This window comes from Bacillus sp. PSXD-155, from assembly GCF_049310765.1.
GTDB lineage: Bacteria > Bacillota > Bacilli > Bacillales > Bacillaceae_G > Bacillus_A > Bacillus_A cereus.
In genome coordinates this window covers 83,387-101,743 of the sequence record NZ_JBMOWC010000006.1, presented here as the reverse complement: position 1 = coordinate 101,743, position 18,357 = coordinate 83,387, and the positions used below count along the sequence as shown (strand labels likewise).

The window sequence follows — 18,357 nt, the reverse complement described above, 5'->3', positions numbered from 1 at the left end:
TTTTGAGATTTAATACTTTATTATTGTCTATCATATAGCCTTTAATAACGATAATTATGCCTTCTTTTAAGGCAAATCATCATACATTAAAAAATAATTACTTTAGTTTATAAAAGGTGGGAGAGTCGTAATGAATGTCGATATTTCCGTAGATCGGACGTGGCAAAACAATTTTTTAAATAGAATTGATGAAGATGGTCCTTGGACAAACTGGGATTTATATCACTTAGCTTATGAAACAGAAAAATCGTTACTTGTTCCTACTTTTGATGGACTACAAGCACCGAAACATTTATCCCATTTCACACCGCTTCCGCATCAATTAGAAGTCGCTCAAAATGTAATTGAACAAATGAATGGTAAAGCGATTCTAGCAGATGAAGTAGGTCTTGGAAAAACAATCGAAGCTGGACTTATTTTGAAAGAATACATGGTCCGCGGGCTTGTGAAAAAGGTACTTATACTTGTCCCAGCTTCTCTCGTATCACAATGGGCATACGAGCTGAATACAAAGTTTTTCATTCCCGCTGTAGCACAAAAGAAAAGCTACTCGTGGGAACAAGCTGACGTAATCGTATCATCAATTGATACTGCGAAACGTTCACCACATCGCGATATCGTGTTGAACTTAGAATATGACCTTATTATTATCGATGAAGCACATAAACTGAAAAATAATAAAACAAAAAACTATGAATTTGCACAACGATTAAAAAAGAAGTTTTGTTTATTACTAACTGCTACTCCTGTTCAAAATAAGATTGATGAAATTTTTAACCTTGTTTCTTTATTAAAGCCAGGACATCTAGGCAATCAATCCAACTTTGAAGAATATTACGCTTCCAAAAATCGTTCAGCCGAATCAGATGAAGACTTAAAAGCTCTCATTAACAAAGTAATGGTGCGAAATAGACGACATAATACCGGTATCGATTGGCCGAAGAGACATGTACGTACAATTTTTGTTGAGTTTAATGAACAAGAACAAGCTCTATATAATGATATCGAAAATTGGCGAGGACAAGACGCCTTCACATCTGCTTTCTCATCGTTAACTTTAAAACGGGAAGCGTGTAGTAGTCGTGAGGCTGTTTACTATTCATTGAAAAAGCATGTAGAAAAAAGACAGAAAGAAAATGAACATTATATAAAAGATCCACATATCGATGTGCTAATGGACAAAATTAATCATATTCCTTTCAACTCGAAAGCAACTAAAGCTCTAGAGCTTATAAAAGAAATTGACGATAAAGTCGTCATTTTCACGGAATACCGAGCATCACAGATGTACTTACAATGGTTTTTACAACAACACGGTATTTCTTCTGTCCCATTCCGCGGCGGATTTAAACGCGGGAAGAAAGATTGGATGAAGGAACTTTTCCAAAATCGTGCCCAAGTGTTAATTGCAACGGAAGCTGGCGGAGAAGGCATTAACTTACAGTTTTGTAGCCATATGATCAATTATGATTTGCCATGGAATCCAATGCGTCTTGAGCAAAGAATCGGACGTATTCACCGTCTCGGTCAAAAGAATGATGTTCATATTTATAACTTAGCTACAAAGCATACTGTTGAAGAACATATTCTGAAACTGTTATATGAAAAAATCAACTTATTCGAGCGTGTTATCGGTGAACTCGATGAAATTTTAACGAGAATTAATATGAAAAACATCGACGCGCATATTCAAGAAATTTTCGCGCAATCAAAAAGCGAAGGTGAAATTAGAATTAAGATGGAAAACTTAACATCTATTATCGACTTTGCGAAACGAAATGAAGCTGAGGTGCAAGGCTATGCAGCAACATGAAATTCATAATTACTTATACAATTTCTTTGAGGCGAATAACTGTGAAATTTTAGAACGTTCTCCTCATTTATTAGATGTACAGTTAACAATTGAGATGGATAAATTATTAATGAATCGCCCTTTTTATTGGCACTATCTTGAGAAAACAGGAGGCGTACCGAATCCGATGCGCCTTACTCTTATTACAAATCCAGAAAATGAAGAAAATGATGGTGAGCTTATTCACTACGGTTCACCACGTCTACATCAAATTTTCCAAACGACAAAAGAATTAGGCTCTTACATACGTTTATATGAGGATGTAAGACATAATGGGGCAACACATACACCGCTCCACCCTTGGCTCGGTATTAATATAAAAGTTTCCTATCAATGTGATCGAAAAAAAGACATCCTTCACTCGATTGGCATTCATCTCATTTCTGGAACAATGATGGCAAACTTTCATGAAACATTAACAAACATTAAACTTACACCAAAAATACCTGATTTTTGTTTTACGCTCTCGCCCATCATTAAACCTCAAAGTGGTTTACAACGCATAGAAGACGCTTTAAAAAATATAATTGCAGAAGATGACCATACGTGGGCAAAAGAAGCAAGAGTGCGTTGGAATCATGATTTAGACCTTTTAAACCGTTTTTATGAAGAAAGTGACGAACTTCCTGAGAGCTATGAAATTGAAAAACAAGCTCTGCAAGAACAGTATGAACCACGTATTACAGTGCAAATTATTAACGGTGGCCTTTTTTATGTTACCGCGAATCATTTTCTATCTTGAAGAAGCTCCTTCTGCTTTAGAAGGAGCCTCTTTTGAGCTATTTTCTACCCTACTCGCTATCGCCACTACGCTCTTGCTGTTTTTTCTGTGCCATACGTTTCTGCTGTGCACGATCCTTTGCGCTCACATGATTTGCATCAGTTGGAAGATTTTCTTTCGAACGTCCAATTCCATTGCTCATCTTTCCCACTCCTTTTTGCGTTTTTCAAAATACATGTTTATTTTCAGCTAGAGTTACAATCCTTATACAAAAAATAAGAGCAGCCATTGGCTACTCTTACTCGCTCACATATTTTTGAAACATATCATGGATGCCTTTATTTACTAGGTTCGAGATCTGCTCGTCAGATTTATTCGGATAACGATCACGCAATCTGATAGATGCCTTCACCATTAAATTTTCTAATACAGAACGGCCACCTTCTCCATAAATAATTTCAGCATATTTAACAAGCCTTCCATCCTCTACTGTTGCTGGATTATGATTGAAGAAAAATTTACTCATTGTCTCCACCTCTCTCTTTTGATAACGTTTACATTTATATAGATTATTTATGTTATTTATTTCACAATATTGTATGCATGTATATTTAATTAGTTTCATTATAAAGCAACATATCGATAGTAAATATGTGATTTTCCGTCCATTTTGTGAACAAACTAAAAATGAAAGCGTTTCCTTTATTATATACTAAAAAAACTTACTACGCTAGGGGCAATTTTTTTCAATCTACTAATCCCTCAAAAATTGATATATTTTTTCTTTTCCCATTAAACCTTATACAATTTTCAGAAATTATATTATAAAATATATGTATGACTTAAGGAGGCTTTGTATGAATCAAAATAAAAAAGCTATATTAGATCTTGTCTTTTATCTCGTAATCCCATTCCTCATTTGGAAATTTGCAAAACCTTATATCGATCCTTATTACGCGATGTTACTTTCCTCTGTTCCGGGGATTATTTATACACTGTATACCTTTAAAAAAGAAAAACAGTTTAACGTGACAGGGTTCTTTATTTTAATTACACTCATTTCTAATACAACGGTAGATCTATTATCTGGGTCAGCTGAACGAATGTTATGGAACGATGCGTATTATCACATCGTACTCGGTATTATCGTCATATGTACAATTTTTATAAAAAAACCACTTATGTTATATTTCGCAGCAGATATTGCCGCACTTCAAGGTCATGACCGTGATAAAAGTCGTGAGCTTTATCGTGATAGTCGTATCTATCCAGCACTGCAATATTTAACGTTATTTTTCGGGCTACAATTTATATTAAAAAGCTTTTTAAAAATTTATTTCATCTCTGTTTTTGGTGTAGATGGCTATGGTGAAATGAGAGCGATTATGACCGCTGTCGGCTGGGGCATTTCTATTTGTATCGGAATAGGGTTCGTATGGGTGAACAATAAAATACATGCCGTTACGGAAGAACAAGAATCCGTGCAGTAAACAAAGATGCCCTAGTGTATTACGACACTAGGGCATCTTTATTTTGCTAGACATATGACTAAAATTTAACTTGATTTTTTTCTTTTACTTTTTACATTTCGATAAAACAAAGCAGCACTCAGCGGCATAACACCAAACCACTTATTCATAAATGGCTCTTTTTCAGCACGGCGTTGTTCTTTCTTTTGTTTTCGATCTTCTTTTGGAGCATCCATATACGACACAAACTGCTGCGTCACAAAGCGAACATAATCATTAGTAGACATATTATCATCACCTCTACTTGATTAGTATGTCCACTTTTTTATACATTAATCTTTTCCTTTAATTCATTCATAATTTGCTTTACAGACTTATTTGTCGTATCGATATGAATATGAGCCTCTTCATAATAAGCTCGGCGTAATTCAAATTTCGTTACAAATGCATCTATATCTTTCTTTTGAAATAATGGACGTGTCGTATCTTCACGAAGCCTTTCTGCAATTACATGCGGATCACAATATAAATACACGACAGTTCCGTTCTCTTTCATCCACTTGCGATTTTCCGCTCGTTCAATAATTCCCCCACCAGTTGTAATAATGACATTATGGACTGGTAGCGAACGTAACATTTCGCTTTCATATTCCCGAAAAGCCGTTTCGCCTTCTTCGGCAAAAATATCACGAATTGCCTTCTCTTGCTTCTCTTCGATTTTTTGATCAGTATCTACAACATCCATTTGAAGTTCTTTACTTAACGCTTTTCCAATTGTTGTTTTCCCTGCTCCCATGTAGCCGGTTATGTATATAGATTTCATTTTCTGTCCTCTCAATCGTCATTTATTAATTGTTATTATAACGAAAGATGCTACTTTGTTTAATAAAAAAACGTTTTGTTCTTATACTATGAAGAACAAAACGTAACACTCGCTTTTACTTATAAGTACCTCTTCTCACCCACTGCGTTGCAATCCATTTCTCGCCTTTCGTTACAGGTGCCCCTCCGTGTAACGTAAGCTCATTTAGTGATTGATCTTGATAAAAATACTCAAAGTATACTGCCATTCCCTTTCTAGGATGTACAGAAAGATTTAATTTCGGGAAGTACGTTTCCCCGCCTTCTTCTACATCATTTAAGTACATTACAAGCGTACTAATACGATTGTTAGCAGCTGATCTACTATGTTCCGCAAAATAATCATAGTGTGCTTTATATTGTTGATCCACTTCATAATTTAAAATGTGTAATCCTTCACCATGCGACGCAGGAACATTCATGATAGATGAAATTCGTTTTTCAATCTTTGAAGTAAGTTCATTGTCTTCCAAAAATGCACCGCTACTTGTTCGAATATCATTTACATCACGTGATGAACCAACTTTAGACCGCTTCATTTTATTTTTAGACATTTCAATCAATTCACCACACTCTTCATCACTTAGTACATTTGCTAATACGACAATAAGAGGTTCTTCGAATTTTGAAATAATGTGTATTTCTCTATCCTCAGTCATAATCTTATTTCCTTTATGATCAAAAATAGTTTGTTCCTTATTTTCACCTATTTGATTGTTGTTTGTCATTTCCCTATTCTCCCTAAAAATAATGATTGGATAGCATGAATATATCACATTCTTTCTACCTTTCTCTTTTTTGAGAAAATTTAAACTTTTAATCGTTATATTTATCCATTTCTTCTAAAAAATCAATTCAATTTACAATAGAAATCCCTGGTTTTTCTTCTTATTTTTACATATTATCCTTCTATCCAATCGACTATTTTTCCATCCTTCTTTCTATACCGAAAGCTCACCGTATAGAAAGCTTCCTGTTTGAGTGTACACTGCAACGCAACGAGAATTAAATCATTTTCAAAGATATAATTTCCACTCACTTCTCCCTTTTCATACTGAAAGAAAAATGCACCTTCTTTTTCTTTTTGCTGTAAGTCTTTTTTTATATCTGTAATAGATCGGTTAAGTAGTTCATCCAGTAAAAACTTTTGTTCTATTTCTATATAAAAATTTTTATCTGTAAACAACATATTTGTTTCGTATATAAAAAAAGAAGTTAATAAAATAAGAAAGATGAGTGTTCCAGGCATTGTAAACCCATTTTTCCCTCTCATACATTCATTTCCATTTCACTATATCGCATAACTACACCTTCATATATTTTTCCGCTAGTATCTTTCACATTTATAATGAGTACATGAGGTGTTAGTTTGTAAGAAACCGTTCCAATATTTTGTAAAACAACTTCCCTCCCGCGCCTATTTACCTTTCTTATAAGACGACTATTCTCTTTTTCATACGATACTTCACTCCCATTACGCGATCGAAATCGTAAAATACTTTCTCCATTTTCAAATGCTAGCTGTTCTCCAGATGATACTTCACGAAACTCCAATTGCATTTGACCTAAAAATACATCCCACTCCCAATCATTTAATCCTTTTGACTGTTTATTTTCCATTTCAATGAAATGTAGGCGGGGAAAGAGCAAAAAAAATATTGATAATAGAAACAGACATACAATCATTTCTATTAATGAAAAACCAAATTCTAATTTATTTTTTCTCCTACATAAAAGCATTGTTCCATCACTCTGTCTTTCACATCTCTCCACATGGTACAAACTTCATTGCCTCCCCAATATGTGTAATACACAATTCCATTTATATTCTTTTCTATTATTCGCTTTTCTTCATTTCCATACATATATATAATTGCTTCCTTTTTTAATAATCCAGATGCCTTATAACGAATTTGTATATTTTTTCTTTCTTGCATAACTAATACTGTTTGCGGTAGTAGTAACGATACAGCCATCATTAAAATACTTAACGATACAATCATTTCAGCCATTATGGATCCTTTTTGACATTTCACGATACGTAAATCTCCCTCTTCCAAGCTGAAATACAATTTCATATTTATAATTTCGATATGAAATTATAATCGTACCACCTCTATTAATATTTCCACTTGGATTATATGTCATCGGATTTGGAAACGTATGCAAATCAATTTGTATATCTTCTTCATACTCCCGCTTGACGATATAATACTTTGTACCTGACTCTTTTATAGCATACATATTTCTATCTTTATGCCAACGTAATGTATAGTGCTTTTGACGATTTATCGCTAATTGCTGCATATACAAAATATCATTTGAAAACTGTCTCAAAAATTGTTCAACTTTTTGTCGCTCGTATAAGGAATGAACACTAAAATACGTAACTACACTTAATACAGAAATAGCAAATAAAACGAGTAACATTTCTAAAAAAGTAAACCCCTGTTGTTTCACAATGCCCTAATTGATACTGCGCCATCATCTGAAATATGAATAGATTCGCCATTCGGGCACTTATCAGTTGTAATATACTTTTCATCTGTCAGTTCTTTTAACGATGGAATTTTATTATGTTGTAATTGATATACTTGTATTTGTGCTTCTATAGATTTCACGTAAGCTGCACACCCTTTTCCTTGGACCGATGAACGCTGTGTAACTACATTTGGAATAATTAATAGTAATAATATAGTTATGACAACCATTACTAATAGCATCTCTAACAGAGTAAATCCTTCCTCATTCCGCATACAAATGCCCCCTAAATAGAATTTATCATTTGAAACATTGGCATAATCATCGCTAAATACATAAGGACAACGATTCCTCCAATACATGTAAATAAAATAGGCTGAATGATAACTAACATATGTTTAATTTTCCGTTCCATCTTTTCCATAATAAGATCGCTATAGTCACCTAATTCAATCGCTAAATTGCCGTTTGCTTGTCCATGCGTAATAACATAAGAAAGTTCTTTCTCGTAATACCCACTTTTAGCAATGATAGATTGTAACCGTTCTCCTCCAATTAATTGTCTTTCAATCCGGCTCGCTTCATATTGAAAGAACGGATGATATCTTTGCTCCATCATTATTGTTAAAGCTTCGCATACTGATAGTCCACCATTTAATAAACCACTCAACTGAGTAGCAAAATAATGTGAATGCTTTAAAATAAGAAATGTTTTGATGAGGGGCATACGAAGCATGATTTTTACCTGGCTAATATGTGGAAGTTTCCTAAAATACAACATATACAAACTACATCCAATAATAACAGTTAAAATAACGGTTAAAATAATGTAAGGCAGCAGTTTTATTGCACTTAAAATTTGTTCTGTAAGTAGTGGTGTATTAGAACCGAACGAACTATAAACCATTTCAACCTGAGGTAATAAAATGAGGTTGAAAATAAAAAGCATGATTAGTAGAAAAAACATTAAAAACATAGGATACTGCATGATTTTCATCATGTCTCTCCTATACTTATCTTTCTTATAAAGAAGTGCACTTCCTTGTTGCAAAGCAAAAGAAATATCACCATGTCGCTCGGCATAAAATAAATAACTTAACATGTCCTGATGAAACTTTAACTGATGAAAAGAATCGTGTAGACTTTTCCCATCTTTTAACCCCTCAATCATGTGCTGCAATTGTACTTTCTTTTCTACAGGTAATTGAAACTGTAAAAATTCTAATGCTTGTAAAAGAGAGTAGCCTTTTTCTAGTAATTCTCCTAAACGTTTCAACAATACTACTTGATCACTTAAACTCCAAGTTTTCTTAAACATAAACATCATCTTCTAAAAAACCTAAAGCATATCCTTTTCTTATTGACGATTCTAAAGTCTCATGTTTGTAAGTAACACATTCTCCATCTGCTTCTTTAAGCGCTTGTTTTAACTCATATCCATATAGCAGCTCATAAATGCTTGCTTGCCTTACTTGCCTCATTGATTTACATAAAGTTGAGCACTTTCCTCTGCAAAACGGACACTTCAATTCGACAAGTCGCTGTGCAGCTACAGCCAATAAAGACTGTTCAATCTCTTGCCTCGTTATACCATAATCCATGAAACGAATGATTGCTCCTTTCGCATCATTCGTATGCAACGTTGTCATGACTAAATGTCCTGTCAAACTTGCTCTTATAGCTATTTTTGCTGTTTCTTCATCACGGATTTCACCGACTAAAATAATATCTGGATCATGACGTAAAATAGCCTTTAATCCTGTTTCATATGTGAGACCCGCTTTTTCATTTATTTGAATTTGTAATACATCGTCACTTCTTTTTTCAACCGGATCTTCAAGTGTAATGATGCGACGTGTTTTCTTTTTTCTAATTACCTCTAATAATGCATACATTGTCGTTGTCTTCCCAGAACCAGTCGGTCCAGTAAACACGAGTAGCCCCTGTGAATAGCGTAAAAACGAGAGTAGTTTTGCTGCCGTACTTGGAAATAACGAAAGATGTGATAAGGGCTGCACAGATGCTTGTAAATGAAGGCGAATAACGAGACTTTCTTGATATACTGTTGGAAGTGTTGAAAGGCGTAAATACACTTCTTGTCCATCAATTTGCAAATACAACGAACCATTCTGTGGCTTCCGTTTCTCTCCTATGTCCATAGATGCTAAAAATTTAAAATGTGAGACAAGTTTTTCTCCAAACTCCTTTTTAATACAATGTCTCGTCATTAAATCTTTTCCTATACGTAGTTGCACCGCTACATCCTTCTGCCGGGGCACAATATGTAAATCTGACGCTTGTACCCTACACGCTTCTTTTAAAATTGTATTCGCAAAAATTTCAATCCCATTCATCACTTTTCCCTCCTCACTATGTATATAGCATGAAAACATGCACAATAAAAATTTTGAATTTTGTATTTTGACTAGAACAAAAAGGAAAAATATGTTTGTGAAATTATGAACAATTTCCGAATTATTGTCTGAAATTACCTATACTCATGTTTATCTGTATTATAATGTTATTATCTTGGATAAAGTGATAAAGGTGGAGATCCTCATGGAACAAGCTTTAAAAATTACAGGTGTATTATCTGACCCAACTCGTTATTACATTTATAAATATATTTCGCAAAAACATAGTTACGTAACGGTACAAGAAATTGCAGATGAGTTTGACATTCATCCAAACGTAGCGCGTTTACATTTATCTAAACTAGAAGATGTTCATATGCTAAAATCGGAAACGAAGAAAACTGGAAAAGGCGGACGACCGAGCAGATTGTATGTCTTATCTGAAGATGTTATCCAATTACAATTTCCATTCCGTGATTATCAATTGTTAGCAAGAATCGCATTTAATTCTTTACTTAGCCTTGGCGCTGCTGGTGAAAAAGCGCTATACGAAACAGGAAAACAATTCGGGGCCGAATTAATGCAACAACATATGCAACGTTTAAATGTGAGTGAAGATGCTTTAACAGTAGAGCAAAAAGTTCAAATTGCAAAAGAAGCTTTCTCAACAGCCGGCTTATCACCTGCATTTGAATTAAGTGCAGATGGAACAAAAATTTTCTATGATGTACACAATTGTCCATTTAAAGAAGTTGCTGTTCATCATCCAACTGAAATTTGTAACATGCACGGAGATATGATGAAAGGCATTTTTGAAATCCTATTCCCTAACATGGAATTAACTCGACATGATAGTCTATTAGATGGATGTAAATCTTGTAATTATAAACTAACAATTTAATTTATCATATAAAAAGAAGCCAATAATAATTGGCTTCTTTTTATATGAACGAATATTTACAATAGTAAGAAAAATAAACTATAATGAAAAGAGGTTTTACTTTTTCTAGAAAAGGAGGGAAATAGCATGGATCGCATGTTTCGCGTTCTCGGCTTTTGGACTGGAATTTTCTCGGTTATGTTTTACGTAGGAGATATGCAACAGGCTGCACTACTATTTTTAGGACAAACAGGTTTCTTCGTACTTTTAAGCTATTTAAAATTAACAGAGCGTATGTATATATACGTATTCGGGGCATATTTAACTGTTTTCTTCATAGGATTTACATACTACACGACATTTTTACTTGTCCCTGGGGCTGGACATTAAAAGATGGCATTTTGCCATCTTTTTTTTAATCCCGGAATTTCCTAGTTGACTTATAGGTTTTATTACCTTATATTCTATATAACAGATTGGAATTAGGGGGAATCAACATGAATACACTGCTTGTCGGAATTAACGTTGCAGTCATGCTCATCTTAGTTGGCGTATTATATTATATGCAACGTAAGCATGTATCTTTTAATAAACGTGTATTTACCGCTTTAGGAGTCGGAATTTTATTCGGTCTTATATTACAATTCATTTATGAGCCAACTTCTAAAGTAATTATTGAATCAAATACTTGGTTTGGCTTAATTGGTAACGGTTATGTGAAATTACTTCAAATGATCGTTATGCCACTTATTTTAGTATCTATTATTTCAGCATTTACAAAATTACAGTTAACGAAAAACCTTGGTAAAATTAGTGGTCTTATTATAGGAATTTTAATTCTTACTACAGGTATCGCTGCAGCTGTCGGTATCGCTGCAAGTGCAGGATTTGATGTATCTGCAACAGGCTTGCAACAAGGTGATGCAGAATCTGCTCGTCTGAAACTAGTTGAAGAAAGATTTACTTCTATTGAAAAGACAACAATTCCAGATAAATTATTAGAGCTATTGCCTACAAATCCGTTTCTTGATTTAACAGGCGCTCGTCCAACATCAACAATTTCTGTCGTAATATTTGCAGCCTTTATCGGCATTGCCTTTATAGGTGTAAAACGAAAATATCCAGAACAAGCAGAGCTATTTAAGAAAATGCTTGATGCTGTATATGCAATCGTAATGCGTATGGTAACATTAATTTTACGCCTTACTCCATACGGCGTATTAGCTCTTATGGCAAAAACAGTTGCTGGTAGCGATATAAATGCTATTTTAAAGCTTGGTAACTTCGTGTTAGCCTCTTATGTAGCACTTATCGTAATGTTTATCATTCACTTATTATTAATTGCATTGTCTGGTTTAAATCCAATTCAATATTTGAAAAAAGTGTTCCCTGTACTAACTTTTGCATTCACATCTCGCTCTAGTGCTGGTGCGATGCCATTAAATATTGAAGCTCAAAAAGAAAAGCTTGGTATCTCCGAAGGAATTGCAAACTTCGCAGCTTCATTTGGGGTATCTATCGGACAAAACGGTTGCGCAGGTATTTATCCAGCAATGCTTGCAATGATGGTCGCTCCAACTGTAGGAATTGATCCATTACAACCACAATTTATTTTAACTTTAATCGCTGTTGTTGCTATTAGCTCATTCGGTGTTGCCGGAGTTGGTGGCGGTGCAACATTCGCAGCTTTAATCGTACTATCTACAATGAACTTACCAATCGGTATTGTTGCTCTAGTTATCTCGGTTGAGCCATTAATCGATATGGGTCGTACAGCTCTTAACGTAAGTGGTTCTATGACAGCAGGTCTTATTTCAAGTAAATGGCTTGGTGAATTAGATCAAGATACGTACAATCAAGATGATACAAAAACTGGTGAAATTGCTTCATAATGAAAAAAAGACGCTAACATACAATTGTTAGCGTCTTTTTTATTCCGTTCCCTCTTTATAAATCTTATCTTGAGAATTATCACTCCAAGTATTCTTCTAATTGCTCTTTTAACTCTTCCTCAATCTCATAACAAGATTCATCAGCGAGTTCTCCTACTTTCTTACTACCCAAAATGTTTGATTGAATTGGCATTCCTAAAAAGATTCTTTCACATTCCTAAATTGGAATATTGTGAAATTTAATCATCTCTTTTTCTTCATCTAATATAGCTATAGCAACTGTTGAATAATAACCCACCTCAAAGGGATTCTCTTTTTCTCTTGCAAATCCCATATCTAATTCCATGTTTTTTCTATGTATAAATGCGAATACTCTTTATACAATTTAAGTGACATTCGCTCTATTTCCTTCTCCATACATTGAATGTTCTCTTTTAACTCCAACGTAAACTCCTGTTCTTTATATTTCATTTTCGCCTCCTTAAACATAGAAAAAGAGAATACAATAATATATTCTCTTTCCTCAAATATATTTCATTATCTCACAGCCCGTCCTTTTCACAAATAACCATTTTGTTCGCACCATTTATGAAATTGTCCTACGTCTACTCCAACTAACACGATATCCTTTAGCTCTACATCAATAATTTGTTCTCCAATTACAATAGCAAACTGCGATGCTAATTTTGTCTCGTTTTTCTTTACAATTCCAATTCGGTTCCGATGCGGTCCATCTTTTATATATGCTTTTTGTCCTACAATATCAAAGTTCAAGATTCTCACCTCTTTTACTGCGCTCAAATTGGAAATACGATCTCCACCTCGGAAAATTTCCTTTCATTGCACTATTTCTCTATATATATGACGAAACAATAAAAGAGTCCTTCCTTCTTTACAATTATTTTTTCTTTGTTTCATTTTTGTGATTGAAACGTAAAGTTTATAATAAAATACACTTGGAAGCGCTTTCTATGTAATTTTTTATGTTATAATATAAAAGTAGAACTTCGTAAAGAGGGTTAAAAAAATGAATACAAAAATGATTAAAAAAGTAATTGAAGCATTAAAAGTATATGGCTTTCAGGATGTATCATTCTGTGACAAAACGAGGCAATTTTTATTTCATAACGAAACCGATATTATGAGCGGCTATGCAGAAATAACATATAGTAGTCAATTTGAAAAATTCAACGTACAAATTCATCCAATTGAAACACATCACCAAGCAGAGTTACAAGAGGTTGAAAGACATATACAAGCTTGTATAAGAAAAGTGGAATATTTAAACGCACTTCTTACCGGGCAGACAAAACTAGATGATAAAATTATTATTATGTAAAAAAAGAACGTGATTGAATCACGTTCTTTTTTCATTATATGTTCATCTTTTCCTTTAGTTGTAATCCTGTAACAGATTCTAATACATCCATCGATTCTCCAAATGTCATATCAAAAATTGTATTGTCCTCTATGTACGGAAACTGTCTGAAACGCTTTTCTAACACCTTTACAGCATCTGATGTAAAGTTTGCACTATCAATGCCAAATTCTGTTTCAAGAAGAACGATCCAATCTAACACATGAAAACCTAATCCATTGACGAATGCAATAAGTTTTTCTTCTGGGTTTGAAGATAAGAATACTTGGCGTTCCATCTCACTAAAAAGTTCTTCTCCTAAGATTTCAGCTAACTCATCATCATGTTCACGTTCAACAAGTTCTTCGTAGCCGTAATCATCCACAAGCTCTTCTACTTCTTCACTATCCTGACAAAGCAATTGACTAAGAAGTGCCTCTTTCTTAAATTCACTATTTTGTACGACTTCTAAAAAGCTCGTTTCCCATCCATTTTCTAATTTCATATTATGTACTCCTTTATATACGTTTCTTATCATCACTGTACCCAAAAGATCACTTTTATAACCTTTTAGGTAGTTACTATTATTTCACATGATTCATAACATAAGATGCAAACTCAGCTACATCTCCTTCAAAAATATTTATTTCTGGCAAGTGATAGAACGTTGTTTGGAGCGGGTTTCCTGCATGATATACATATATCGTTTTCTCTAGTGCAATCGCCATTCCAAACTCTGTATGGCTCCCGTTTCCGCCATCTAATATAAGTAAAAACACATCCGCTTCTTTTACAGCATTTTTTTCTGCCTGACCAATTTCTCTTAATTGTTCTTGATTCACTGCTCTTTCGTTTTTGGTCCAATCATATGTATGGTGCCATCCTGCATGTTTCAGTTCATTTGCTACGGAACATACTAGATGTTTATTTTGGAAACCTGAGGCGATATAAAAATTCATTTATATACACTCCTTCATTATGTATCGGGAAACTCCTTTTTAGCGTTATTTGTTATAGCTATAATAAATAACAACTTCAAAAAAAATCCCCATCTTTAAAACTTATTTGCGTTTAAATGATGGGATGCTTCATGGTCTTCTTTTATTTTTTGTTTTTTATAACTTTCATCAGCTAACATTTCTAGTTCAGCTGTTATCTCTGATTTTTCAAGCTCTCTTTCTTGCGAAAATTTCCTTGAAATATAAACAATAACACTACCAACGTACAACACAAAGCATATAATAAGTGCAGTATTTTCATAGAGACTTAGCTCCAACACAGTCACTCCTAATCCATTCGTATTTTCACGCTTCATTAATTGGAATTTCCCTATTAACCCATTTGTTATCCCGCTATTTGAGGGCAGTAAACCCCCCTCCTCAAATTCCAGTGAAAGCAAAGAAGTTAGATGGAGGATGCCCCCAACTGATTAAAGTTTCACTTTATTGTAACATAAAAATATCAATTCTTGGAATCTTTCACCCTACTAAAAGAGGCATGATTGTTTCATCATGCCTCTGAAATATTTTGAATGATTGTTTTAATTGCTTCTTTTCCATTATATTTTTTTAGTGCTGTTTTATACTTCTCATTATTTTGATTCAATTCTTCGACATACTTTATAAGAGATTTTACAGTTACATCTTCTTCATATAATACGGAGGCATACCCTTGCCTTTCAAAGGACTCTGCATTTAATATTTGATCTCCACGGCTTGCAAATTTCGATAATGGAATTAAAACCATCGGCTTTTGTAATGTTAAAAATTCAAAAATTGCGTTGGAACCCGCGCGTGAAATAACAAAATCTGTTACCGCTAATATATCTGGCAGTTCTCCATGTACATATTCAAATTGTCTATATCCTTCTTTATTTTGTAAACTTTCATCAAGGTTACCTTTTCCGCAAAGGTGAACAATTTGATACTTTTTAAGAAGTTCTGGTAATGCTTCTCGAGCCGTATCATTAATTTTTTTCGCGCCCAAGCTACCTCCCATAATCGTAATAACTGGCTTTTTACGTGAAAAACCTAAAAATGCTAAACCTGTTTCTCGATTTCCCTTCAGCACTTCTTCACGTACAGGAGATCCCGTATATATTACTTTTTCTTTCGGTAAATGTTTCGCTGCTTCTTCAAATGTAACAAATATTTTCGAAGCAAAACGAAGCGCAATTTTATTTGCTAGTCCTGGCGTCATATCAGATTCATGTAATAAAACTGGTACTCTATTTAGCCATCCTCCAATTACGACTGGTACAGATACGAAACCGCCTTTTGAAAAAATCACATCTGGTTTTAGTTTTCGAATCCTTACATACGCATCCATAACACCGATACGATAAACTTAACTAAATCTATACAATTCAATCAAATTTACACGAGTTAGTGCTTCATCGTGTTCTCGCAGCCCCAAAGGGACGAGGGGTATAACACTCCACACGAGGCAGTATCGTTACCTCCTATTATCAAGCATTTATTTTACCCATCTTGATAAATTTATCGCAGCATTTACATCCCTATCGTGATAGCTATTGCATGAAGCACAACGCCATTCACGAATCTTTAAACTCCACTGTCCTTCTGGTTGAACTGAATGGTCGTATTTCACTCCGCAACATGAGCAAATCTTGCTTGAAGCGAACCATTTATCAGCTTTTACATACGCAATGCCGTACTTCTCGCACTTGTATGACAAACATTGAAAGAAGAAGTTTAATTTTTGAAATGAAAATGCTTTCGATAGTTTTTTGTTTTTTAACAGGTTTGAAATAGATAAGTCTTCCACAACAATCCTCATTGGTTTGGTTTTCACCAATTTAGCTGTTGCTTGATGGATATGGTTATTTCGGATATTCATAATTTTCCTAGATAACCGCAGGTGCTCAGCTTTCGCTTTTTCATATCCAGCAGATTGAATTTTCACACCTTTTTTAAATCTCCTAGACATATCTCTTTGCGCTGACTTTTTCCTTTTCAAAAATTTTTTAACCTTGGCATCTTTGTTTATATTTCGTTCTTTCGTACCATTAGAAGCTACAAAAAGCTCTTTTAAACCAACATCCACACCAATCGACTCATCGGTTAATTCTTGTGATTCAAAGTCTTCTTGGAACCCTACACTCATCCACCAGTGACGACCGTCAAAGGTAACTCTTGGATTGGATGGTTTTTTATTCCTTGGTAGTTGTTGGCTTGTTTTCACTTCTCCAATAGACTGAATATGAACTACTTTCTTTCCTATAACCAGTCTTTCATAATTGGCATAAAATCCTTGGATTAAATCTTTTTTGGATTTATAAGAAGTGTGATAACCATTTTTGTACTTTTTGAACGAATGTTTTCTCGCCGTATCAAAATCTTTTGAAGCCTGTTTGGGAACTTGTGCGTTGATGTCATTTAACCACTCATATCTCTTTCGCTTCTTGATCTTTGTAAATCGTTTCTGTAAAGCTAACTGTGAAACAGATTTTCCAAATAGCTTATAATACCTATCACTCATTCTTTTACAATAGTTATAAGCGAATCTTGCAGCACCAGCATGGTTTCTAAGCACTTTTTCTTGTTCAGGCGTTGGAATCAGTCTGACTTTCTTCGCTAATATCATCAGAATGTAACTCCTTTAATGAAAGATTTGTTCTTCTGAATCGTAGCGTGTTCCACCAGCATTCTCGTAAGACTACTCGGATGCAAACCTGTTAATTCTGATACTTGACTAACTCGTGAAAATTTCATTATTATTCTTACCTCATTGAACCCACAATAGCACATGCGTTCGATAGATTCAATGAGGTTTGATAGATTTAATTAAATGTATCTCGTTCAACTAAGGGCGCAATTCCTTAGCCAGTTCTCTTATGAACTTCTCATGTTTTCACATGAGCGCAGACTATATGTTTATCTCTTTAGAGATAGAGGATTTTTCCATCACCATAGGCTTGTGATGTACTCTCGTCAGTTATACGAGATAGTCGTTGAACGTTCATCTTATCGCTTTTGACTTAGATGATTCGAGGCGGAAGACCCATTGTTCTAGTGTTTAGGATTTAACCTTGCACGATCTGATTGATTTTTTCTGCTTTCGCAACATTCACGCTCGCCATTTCTAGCCACGTTGTAGTTCAATCAGCTTTAGGGATTGCCCGCAGTTAACCCTCACTACTAGCCAATCACTTGACTAGCAGGGCTTACTGATATATTTAATTAACTTTCGTTATAATTGGTTAAATAAATCGTAACAGTTAGTTACCCTTTATTACAAGAAAAGGATCTTTTATATTTTTCAAATCAAAATAACGACGTAGCTTTCCACTCGAAATACTATAGTAGGGAATGCCTTCCTTTTCTATAATCGTTTTCTCAATACCTTGATGAGAACCAATGTAAGAGATATCCCAGTTGTCTTCTTGTAAATATGGGATAATGGCTAAATTAGGTGTTACATGTCCTGCCGAACCGCCACCTGTAAAGACTATTTTCTTCATACGTCTC

The 18,357-nt window shown here is 34.3% G+C and carries 26 protein-coding genes and 3 pseudogenes; 8 read left to right on the top strand and 21 right to left on the bottom strand.

From position 1 onward, the window contains the following. The first annotated feature begins 130 nt into the window (after positions 1-130). Together ACO6VI_RS08670 and ACO6VI_RS08665 are read left to right on the top strand one after the other, a co-directional pair. Positions 131-1,813, top strand: a complete 1,683-nt coding sequence (locus ACO6VI_RS08670) for a DEAD/DEAH box helicase (RefSeq protein ID WP_001100040.1) — start codon at positions 131-133, stop codon at positions 1,811-1,813. Next, positions 1,800-2,594, top strand: coding sequence for a YqhG family protein (locus tag ACO6VI_RS08665; protein WP_001183963.1), 795 nt, complete (start codon positions 1,800-1,802; stop codon positions 2,592-2,594). Before ACO6VI_RS08670 ends, ACO6VI_RS08665 begins: the two co-directional genes overlap by 14 nt. A gap of 49 nt (positions 2,595-2,643) precedes the next feature. On the opposite strand, the gene ACO6VI_RS08660 is transcribed toward ACO6VI_RS08665, so the two are convergent. Both ACO6VI_RS08660 and ACO6VI_RS08655 read right to left on the bottom strand, forming a co-directional pair. Next, entirely contained in the window at positions 2,644-2,775 is a 132-nt protein-coding gene (locus tag ACO6VI_RS08660) for a hypothetical protein (RefSeq protein ID WP_000064665.1), read from the bottom strand. 96 nt (positions 2,776-2,871) lie between these two features. Continuing rightward, positions 2,872-3,099, bottom strand: coding sequence for a hypothetical protein (locus tag ACO6VI_RS08655; RefSeq protein WP_000032702.1), 228 nt, complete (start codon positions 3,097-3,099; stop codon positions 2,872-2,874). A 73-nt stretch (positions 3,100-3,172) separates the two neighbouring features. Between ACO6VI_RS08655 and ACO6VI_RS08650 the strand changes: the two genes are divergently transcribed. Together ACO6VI_RS08650 and ACO6VI_RS08645 are read left to right on the top strand one after the other, a co-directional pair. After that, complete coding sequence (locus ACO6VI_RS08650) at positions 3,173-3,289, top strand: hypothetical protein (protein WP_003279814.1); 117 nt, start codon at positions 3,173-3,175, stop codon at positions 3,287-3,289. A gap of 141 nt (positions 3,290-3,430) precedes the next feature. Then, on the top strand, positions 3,431-4,063 hold the full coding sequence (locus ACO6VI_RS08645; protein WP_001073111.1) for a VC0807 family protein: 633 nt from the start codon (positions 3,431-3,433) through the stop codon (positions 4,061-4,063). Positions 4,064-4,128: 65 nt separating this feature from the next. On the opposite strand, the gene ACO6VI_RS08640 is transcribed toward ACO6VI_RS08645, so the two are convergent. From ACO6VI_RS08640 to comGA, 10 genes are all read right to left on the bottom strand, one after another. Continuing rightward, a complete protein-coding gene (locus ACO6VI_RS08640; RefSeq protein ID WP_000106083.1) occupies positions 4,129-4,329 on the bottom strand; it encodes a YqzE family protein in 201 nt (66 codons plus the stop codon). 38 nt (positions 4,330-4,367) lie between these two features. Beyond that, the gene (aroK, locus tag ACO6VI_RS08635; RefSeq protein ID WP_000836649.1) at positions 4,368-4,865 is read right to left on the bottom strand and encodes a shikimate kinase AroK; all 498 of its coding nucleotides are present in this window, start codon (positions 4,863-4,865) and stop codon (positions 4,368-4,370) included. A 115-nt stretch (positions 4,866-4,980) separates the two neighbouring features. Then, positions 4,981-5,631 carry a 2OG-Fe(II) oxygenase gene (locus ACO6VI_RS08630; RefSeq protein ID WP_000183853.1) on the bottom strand — a complete coding sequence of 217 codons (651 nt, stop codon included), beginning with the start codon at positions 5,629-5,631 and terminating at the stop codon, positions 4,981-4,983. A 173-nt stretch (positions 5,632-5,804) separates the two neighbouring features. After that, entirely contained in the window at positions 5,805-6,176 is a 372-nt protein-coding gene (gene comGG, locus ACO6VI_RS08625; RefSeq protein ID WP_001214374.1) for a competence type IV pilus minor pilin ComGG, read from the bottom strand. After that, positions 6,173-6,643: a competence type IV pilus minor pilin ComGF gene (gene comGF, locus ACO6VI_RS08620; RefSeq protein ID WP_000923097.1), complete on the bottom strand. Its 471-nt coding sequence runs from the start codon at positions 6,641-6,643 to the stop codon at positions 6,173-6,175. The genes comGG and comGF overlap by 4 nt, the downstream gene beginning before the upstream one ends. Then, on the bottom strand, positions 6,613-6,915 hold the full coding sequence (locus ACO6VI_RS08615) for a hypothetical protein (RefSeq protein WP_000829462.1): 303 nt from the start codon (positions 6,913-6,915) through the stop codon (positions 6,613-6,615). The genes comGF and ACO6VI_RS08615 overlap by 31 nt, the downstream gene beginning before the upstream one ends. Continuing rightward, positions 6,908-7,363 (bottom strand): competence type IV pilus minor pilin ComGD, encoded by a 456-nt coding sequence (gene comGD / locus ACO6VI_RS08610; RefSeq protein ID WP_002094140.1) that lies wholly within the window; start codon positions 7,361-7,363, stop codon positions 6,908-6,910. Before comGD ends, ACO6VI_RS08615 begins: the two co-directional genes overlap by 8 nt. Further along, complete coding sequence (comGC, locus tag ACO6VI_RS08605; RefSeq protein WP_001243321.1) at positions 7,360-7,659, bottom strand: competence type IV pilus major pilin ComGC; 300 nt, start codon at positions 7,657-7,659, stop codon at positions 7,360-7,362. Before comGC ends, comGD begins: the two co-directional genes overlap by 4 nt. Positions 7,660-7,670: 11 nt before the next feature. Then, on the bottom strand, positions 7,671-8,708 hold the full coding sequence (gene comGB, locus ACO6VI_RS08600) for a competence type IV pilus assembly protein ComGB (RefSeq protein WP_422423247.1): 1,038 nt from the start codon (positions 8,706-8,708) through the stop codon (positions 7,671-7,673). Further along, a complete protein-coding gene (comGA, locus tag ACO6VI_RS08595; RefSeq protein ID WP_001013177.1) occupies positions 8,695-9,738 on the bottom strand; it encodes a competence type IV pilus ATPase ComGA in 1,044 nt (347 codons plus the stop codon). The genes comGB and comGA overlap by 14 nt, the downstream gene beginning before the upstream one ends. A gap of 205 nt (positions 9,739-9,943) precedes the next feature. Between comGA and ACO6VI_RS08590 the strand changes: the two genes are divergently transcribed. The 3 genes from ACO6VI_RS08590 to ACO6VI_RS08580 all read left to right on the top strand — a co-directional run bounded on the left by ACO6VI_RS08590 (position 9,944) and on the right by ACO6VI_RS08580 (position 12,510). Then, positions 9,944-10,639 (top strand): helix-turn-helix transcriptional regulator, encoded by a 696-nt coding sequence (locus ACO6VI_RS08590; RefSeq protein WP_000434124.1) that lies wholly within the window; start codon positions 9,944-9,946, stop codon positions 10,637-10,639. Positions 10,640-10,765: 126 nt separating this feature from the next. Beyond that, positions 10,766-11,008 carry a DUF2626 domain-containing protein gene (locus ACO6VI_RS08585; protein ID WP_000375619.1) on the top strand — a complete coding sequence of 81 codons (243 nt, stop codon included), beginning with the start codon at positions 10,766-10,768 and terminating at the stop codon, positions 11,006-11,008. Positions 11,009-11,115: 107 nt separating this feature from the next. Further along, on the top strand, positions 11,116-12,510 hold the full coding sequence (locus ACO6VI_RS08580) for an L-cystine transporter (RefSeq protein ID WP_001094344.1): 1,395 nt from the start codon (positions 11,116-11,118) through the stop codon (positions 12,508-12,510). Positions 12,511-12,589: 79 nt separating this feature from the next. Here the strand turns inward: ACO6VI_RS08580 and ACO6VI_RS08575 are convergent. Then, positions 12,590-12,981: pseudogene (locus ACO6VI_RS08575) on the bottom strand (hypothetical protein). A gap of 87 nt (positions 12,982-13,068) precedes the next feature. Beyond that, complete coding sequence (locus tag ACO6VI_RS08570; protein ID WP_001008326.1) at positions 13,069-13,284, bottom strand: DUF3912 family protein; 216 nt, start codon at positions 13,282-13,284, stop codon at positions 13,069-13,071. A gap of 253 nt (positions 13,285-13,537) precedes the next feature. Here ACO6VI_RS08570 and ACO6VI_RS08565 point away from each other — a divergent pair, with 253 nt between their 5' ends. Continuing rightward, positions 13,538-13,849, top strand: a complete 312-nt coding sequence (locus ACO6VI_RS08565) for a hypothetical protein (protein ID WP_001093240.1) — start codon at positions 13,538-13,540, stop codon at positions 13,847-13,849. A gap of 34 nt (positions 13,850-13,883) precedes the next feature. Here the strand turns inward: ACO6VI_RS08565 and ACO6VI_RS08560 are convergent, their stop codons facing one another. The 7 genes and pseudogenes from ACO6VI_RS08560 to ACO6VI_RS08530 form a co-directional block, all read right to left on the bottom strand. Next, positions 13,884-14,372, bottom strand: a complete 489-nt coding sequence (locus ACO6VI_RS08560; protein ID WP_000764263.1) for a hypothetical protein — start codon at positions 14,370-14,372, stop codon at positions 13,884-13,886. A 79-nt stretch (positions 14,373-14,451) separates the two neighbouring features. Further along, positions 14,452-14,826: a nucleoside 2-deoxyribosyltransferase gene (locus ACO6VI_RS08555; protein ID WP_001012331.1), complete on the bottom strand. Its 375-nt coding sequence runs from the start codon at positions 14,824-14,826 to the stop codon at positions 14,452-14,454. Positions 14,827-14,921: 95 nt separating this feature from the next. Next, positions 14,922-15,182 carry a DUF3966 domain-containing protein gene (locus tag ACO6VI_RS08550; RefSeq protein ID WP_000817964.1) on the bottom strand — a complete coding sequence of 87 codons (261 nt, stop codon included), beginning with the start codon at positions 15,180-15,182 and terminating at the stop codon, positions 14,922-14,924. Between the two features lie 194 nt (positions 15,183-15,376). After that, positions 15,377-16,201: pseudogene (locus ACO6VI_RS08545) on the bottom strand (undecaprenyldiphospho-muramoylpentapeptide beta-N-acetylglucosaminyltransferase); the annotation flags it as partial. 141 nt (positions 16,202-16,342) lie between these two features. Then, positions 16,343-17,473 (bottom strand): RNA-guided endonuclease InsQ/TnpB family protein, encoded by a 1,131-nt coding sequence (locus ACO6VI_RS08540; RefSeq protein ID WP_063548636.1) that lies wholly within the window; start codon positions 17,471-17,473, stop codon positions 16,343-16,345. Next, a complete protein-coding gene (locus ACO6VI_RS08535; RefSeq protein ID WP_000672787.1) occupies positions 17,473-17,601 on the bottom strand; it encodes a hypothetical protein in 129 nt (42 codons plus the stop codon). Before ACO6VI_RS08535 ends, ACO6VI_RS08540 begins: the two co-directional genes overlap by 1 nt. Before the next feature lie 512 nt (positions 17,602-18,113). Beyond that, positions 18,114-18,350 (bottom strand): annotated as a pseudogene (locus tag ACO6VI_RS08530) (glycosyltransferase); the annotation flags it as partial. Between the last annotated feature and the right edge of the window lie 7 nt (positions 18,351-18,357).

Coding starts and splice junctions, on each gene's coding strand:
- comGB (WP_422423247.1), bottom strand. CDS start 8,708: ATGTTTATGTTTAAGAAAACTTGGAGTTTAAGTGATCAAGTAGTATTG.
- ACO6VI_RS08640 (WP_000106083.1), bottom strand. CDS start 4,329: ATGTCTACTAATGATTATGTTCGCTTTGTGACGCAGCAGTTTGTGTCG.
- ACO6VI_RS08590 (WP_000434124.1), top strand. CDS start 9,944: ATGGAACAAGCTTTAAAAATTACAGGTGTATTATCTGACCCAACTCGT.
- ACO6VI_RS08665 (WP_001183963.1), top strand. CDS start 1,800: ATGCAGCAACATGAAATTCATAATTACTTATACAATTTCTTTGAGGCG.
- ACO6VI_RS08645 (WP_001073111.1), top strand. CDS start 3,431: ATGAATCAAAATAAAAAAGCTATATTAGATCTTGTCTTTTATCTCGTA.
- ACO6VI_RS08670 (WP_001100040.1), top strand. CDS start 131: ATGAATGTCGATATTTCCGTAGATCGGACGTGGCAAAACAATTTTTTA.
- ACO6VI_RS08550 (WP_000817964.1), bottom strand. CDS start 15,182: ATGAAGCGTGAAAATACGAATGGATTAGGAGTGACTGTGTTGGAGCTA.
- comGC (WP_001243321.1), bottom strand. CDS start 7,659: ATGCGGAATGAGGAAGGATTTACTCTGTTAGAGATGCTATTAGTAATG.
- comGA (WP_001013177.1), bottom strand. CDS start 9,738: ATGAATGGGATTGAAATTTTTGCGAATACAATTTTAAAAGAAGCGTGT.
- ACO6VI_RS08630 (WP_000183853.1), bottom strand. CDS start 5,631: ATGACAAACAACAATCAAATAGGTGAAAATAAGGAACAAACTATTTTT.
- ACO6VI_RS08555 (WP_001012331.1), bottom strand. CDS start 14,826: ATGAATTTTTATATCGCCTCAGGTTTCCAAAATAAACATCTAGTATGT.
- ACO6VI_RS08535 (WP_000672787.1), bottom strand. CDS start 17,601: ATGAAATTTTCACGAGTTAGTCAAGTATCAGAATTAACAGGTTTGCAT.
- ACO6VI_RS08585 (WP_000375619.1), top strand. CDS start 10,766: ATGGATCGCATGTTTCGCGTTCTCGGCTTTTGGACTGGAATTTTCTCG.
- comGG (WP_001214374.1), bottom strand. CDS start 6,176: ATGAGAGGGAAAAATGGGTTTACAATGCCTGGAACACTCATCTTTCTT.
- aroK (WP_000836649.1), bottom strand. CDS start 4,865: ATGAAATCTATATACATAACCGGCTACATGGGAGCAGGGAAAACAACA.
- ACO6VI_RS08560 (WP_000764263.1), bottom strand. CDS start 14,372: ATGAAATTAGAAAATGGATGGGAAACGAGCTTTTTAGAAGTCGTACAA.
- ACO6VI_RS08540 (WP_063548636.1), bottom strand. CDS start 17,473: ATGATATTAGCGAAGAAAGTCAGACTGATTCCAACGCCTGAACAAGAA.
- ACO6VI_RS08655 (WP_000032702.1), bottom strand. CDS start 3,099: ATGAGTAAATTTTTCTTCAATCATAATCCAGCAACAGTAGAGGATGGA.
- ACO6VI_RS08660 (WP_000064665.1), bottom strand. CDS start 2,775: ATGAGCAATGGAATTGGACGTTCGAAAGAAAATCTTCCAACTGATGCA.
- ACO6VI_RS08580 (WP_001094344.1), top strand. CDS start 11,116: ATGAATACACTGCTTGTCGGAATTAACGTTGCAGTCATGCTCATCTTA.
- comGF (WP_000923097.1), bottom strand. CDS start 6,643: ATGCTTTTATGTAGGAGAAAAAATAAATTAGAATTTGGTTTTTCATTA.
- ACO6VI_RS08565 (WP_001093240.1), top strand. CDS start 13,538: ATGAATACAAAAATGATTAAAAAAGTAATTGAAGCATTAAAAGTATAT.
- ACO6VI_RS08650 (WP_003279814.1), top strand. CDS start 3,173: ATGCATGTATATTTAATTAGTTTCATTATAAAGCAACATATCGATAGT.
- ACO6VI_RS08615 (WP_000829462.1), bottom strand. CDS start 6,915: ATGGCTGAAATGATTGTATCGTTAAGTATTTTAATGATGGCTGTATCG.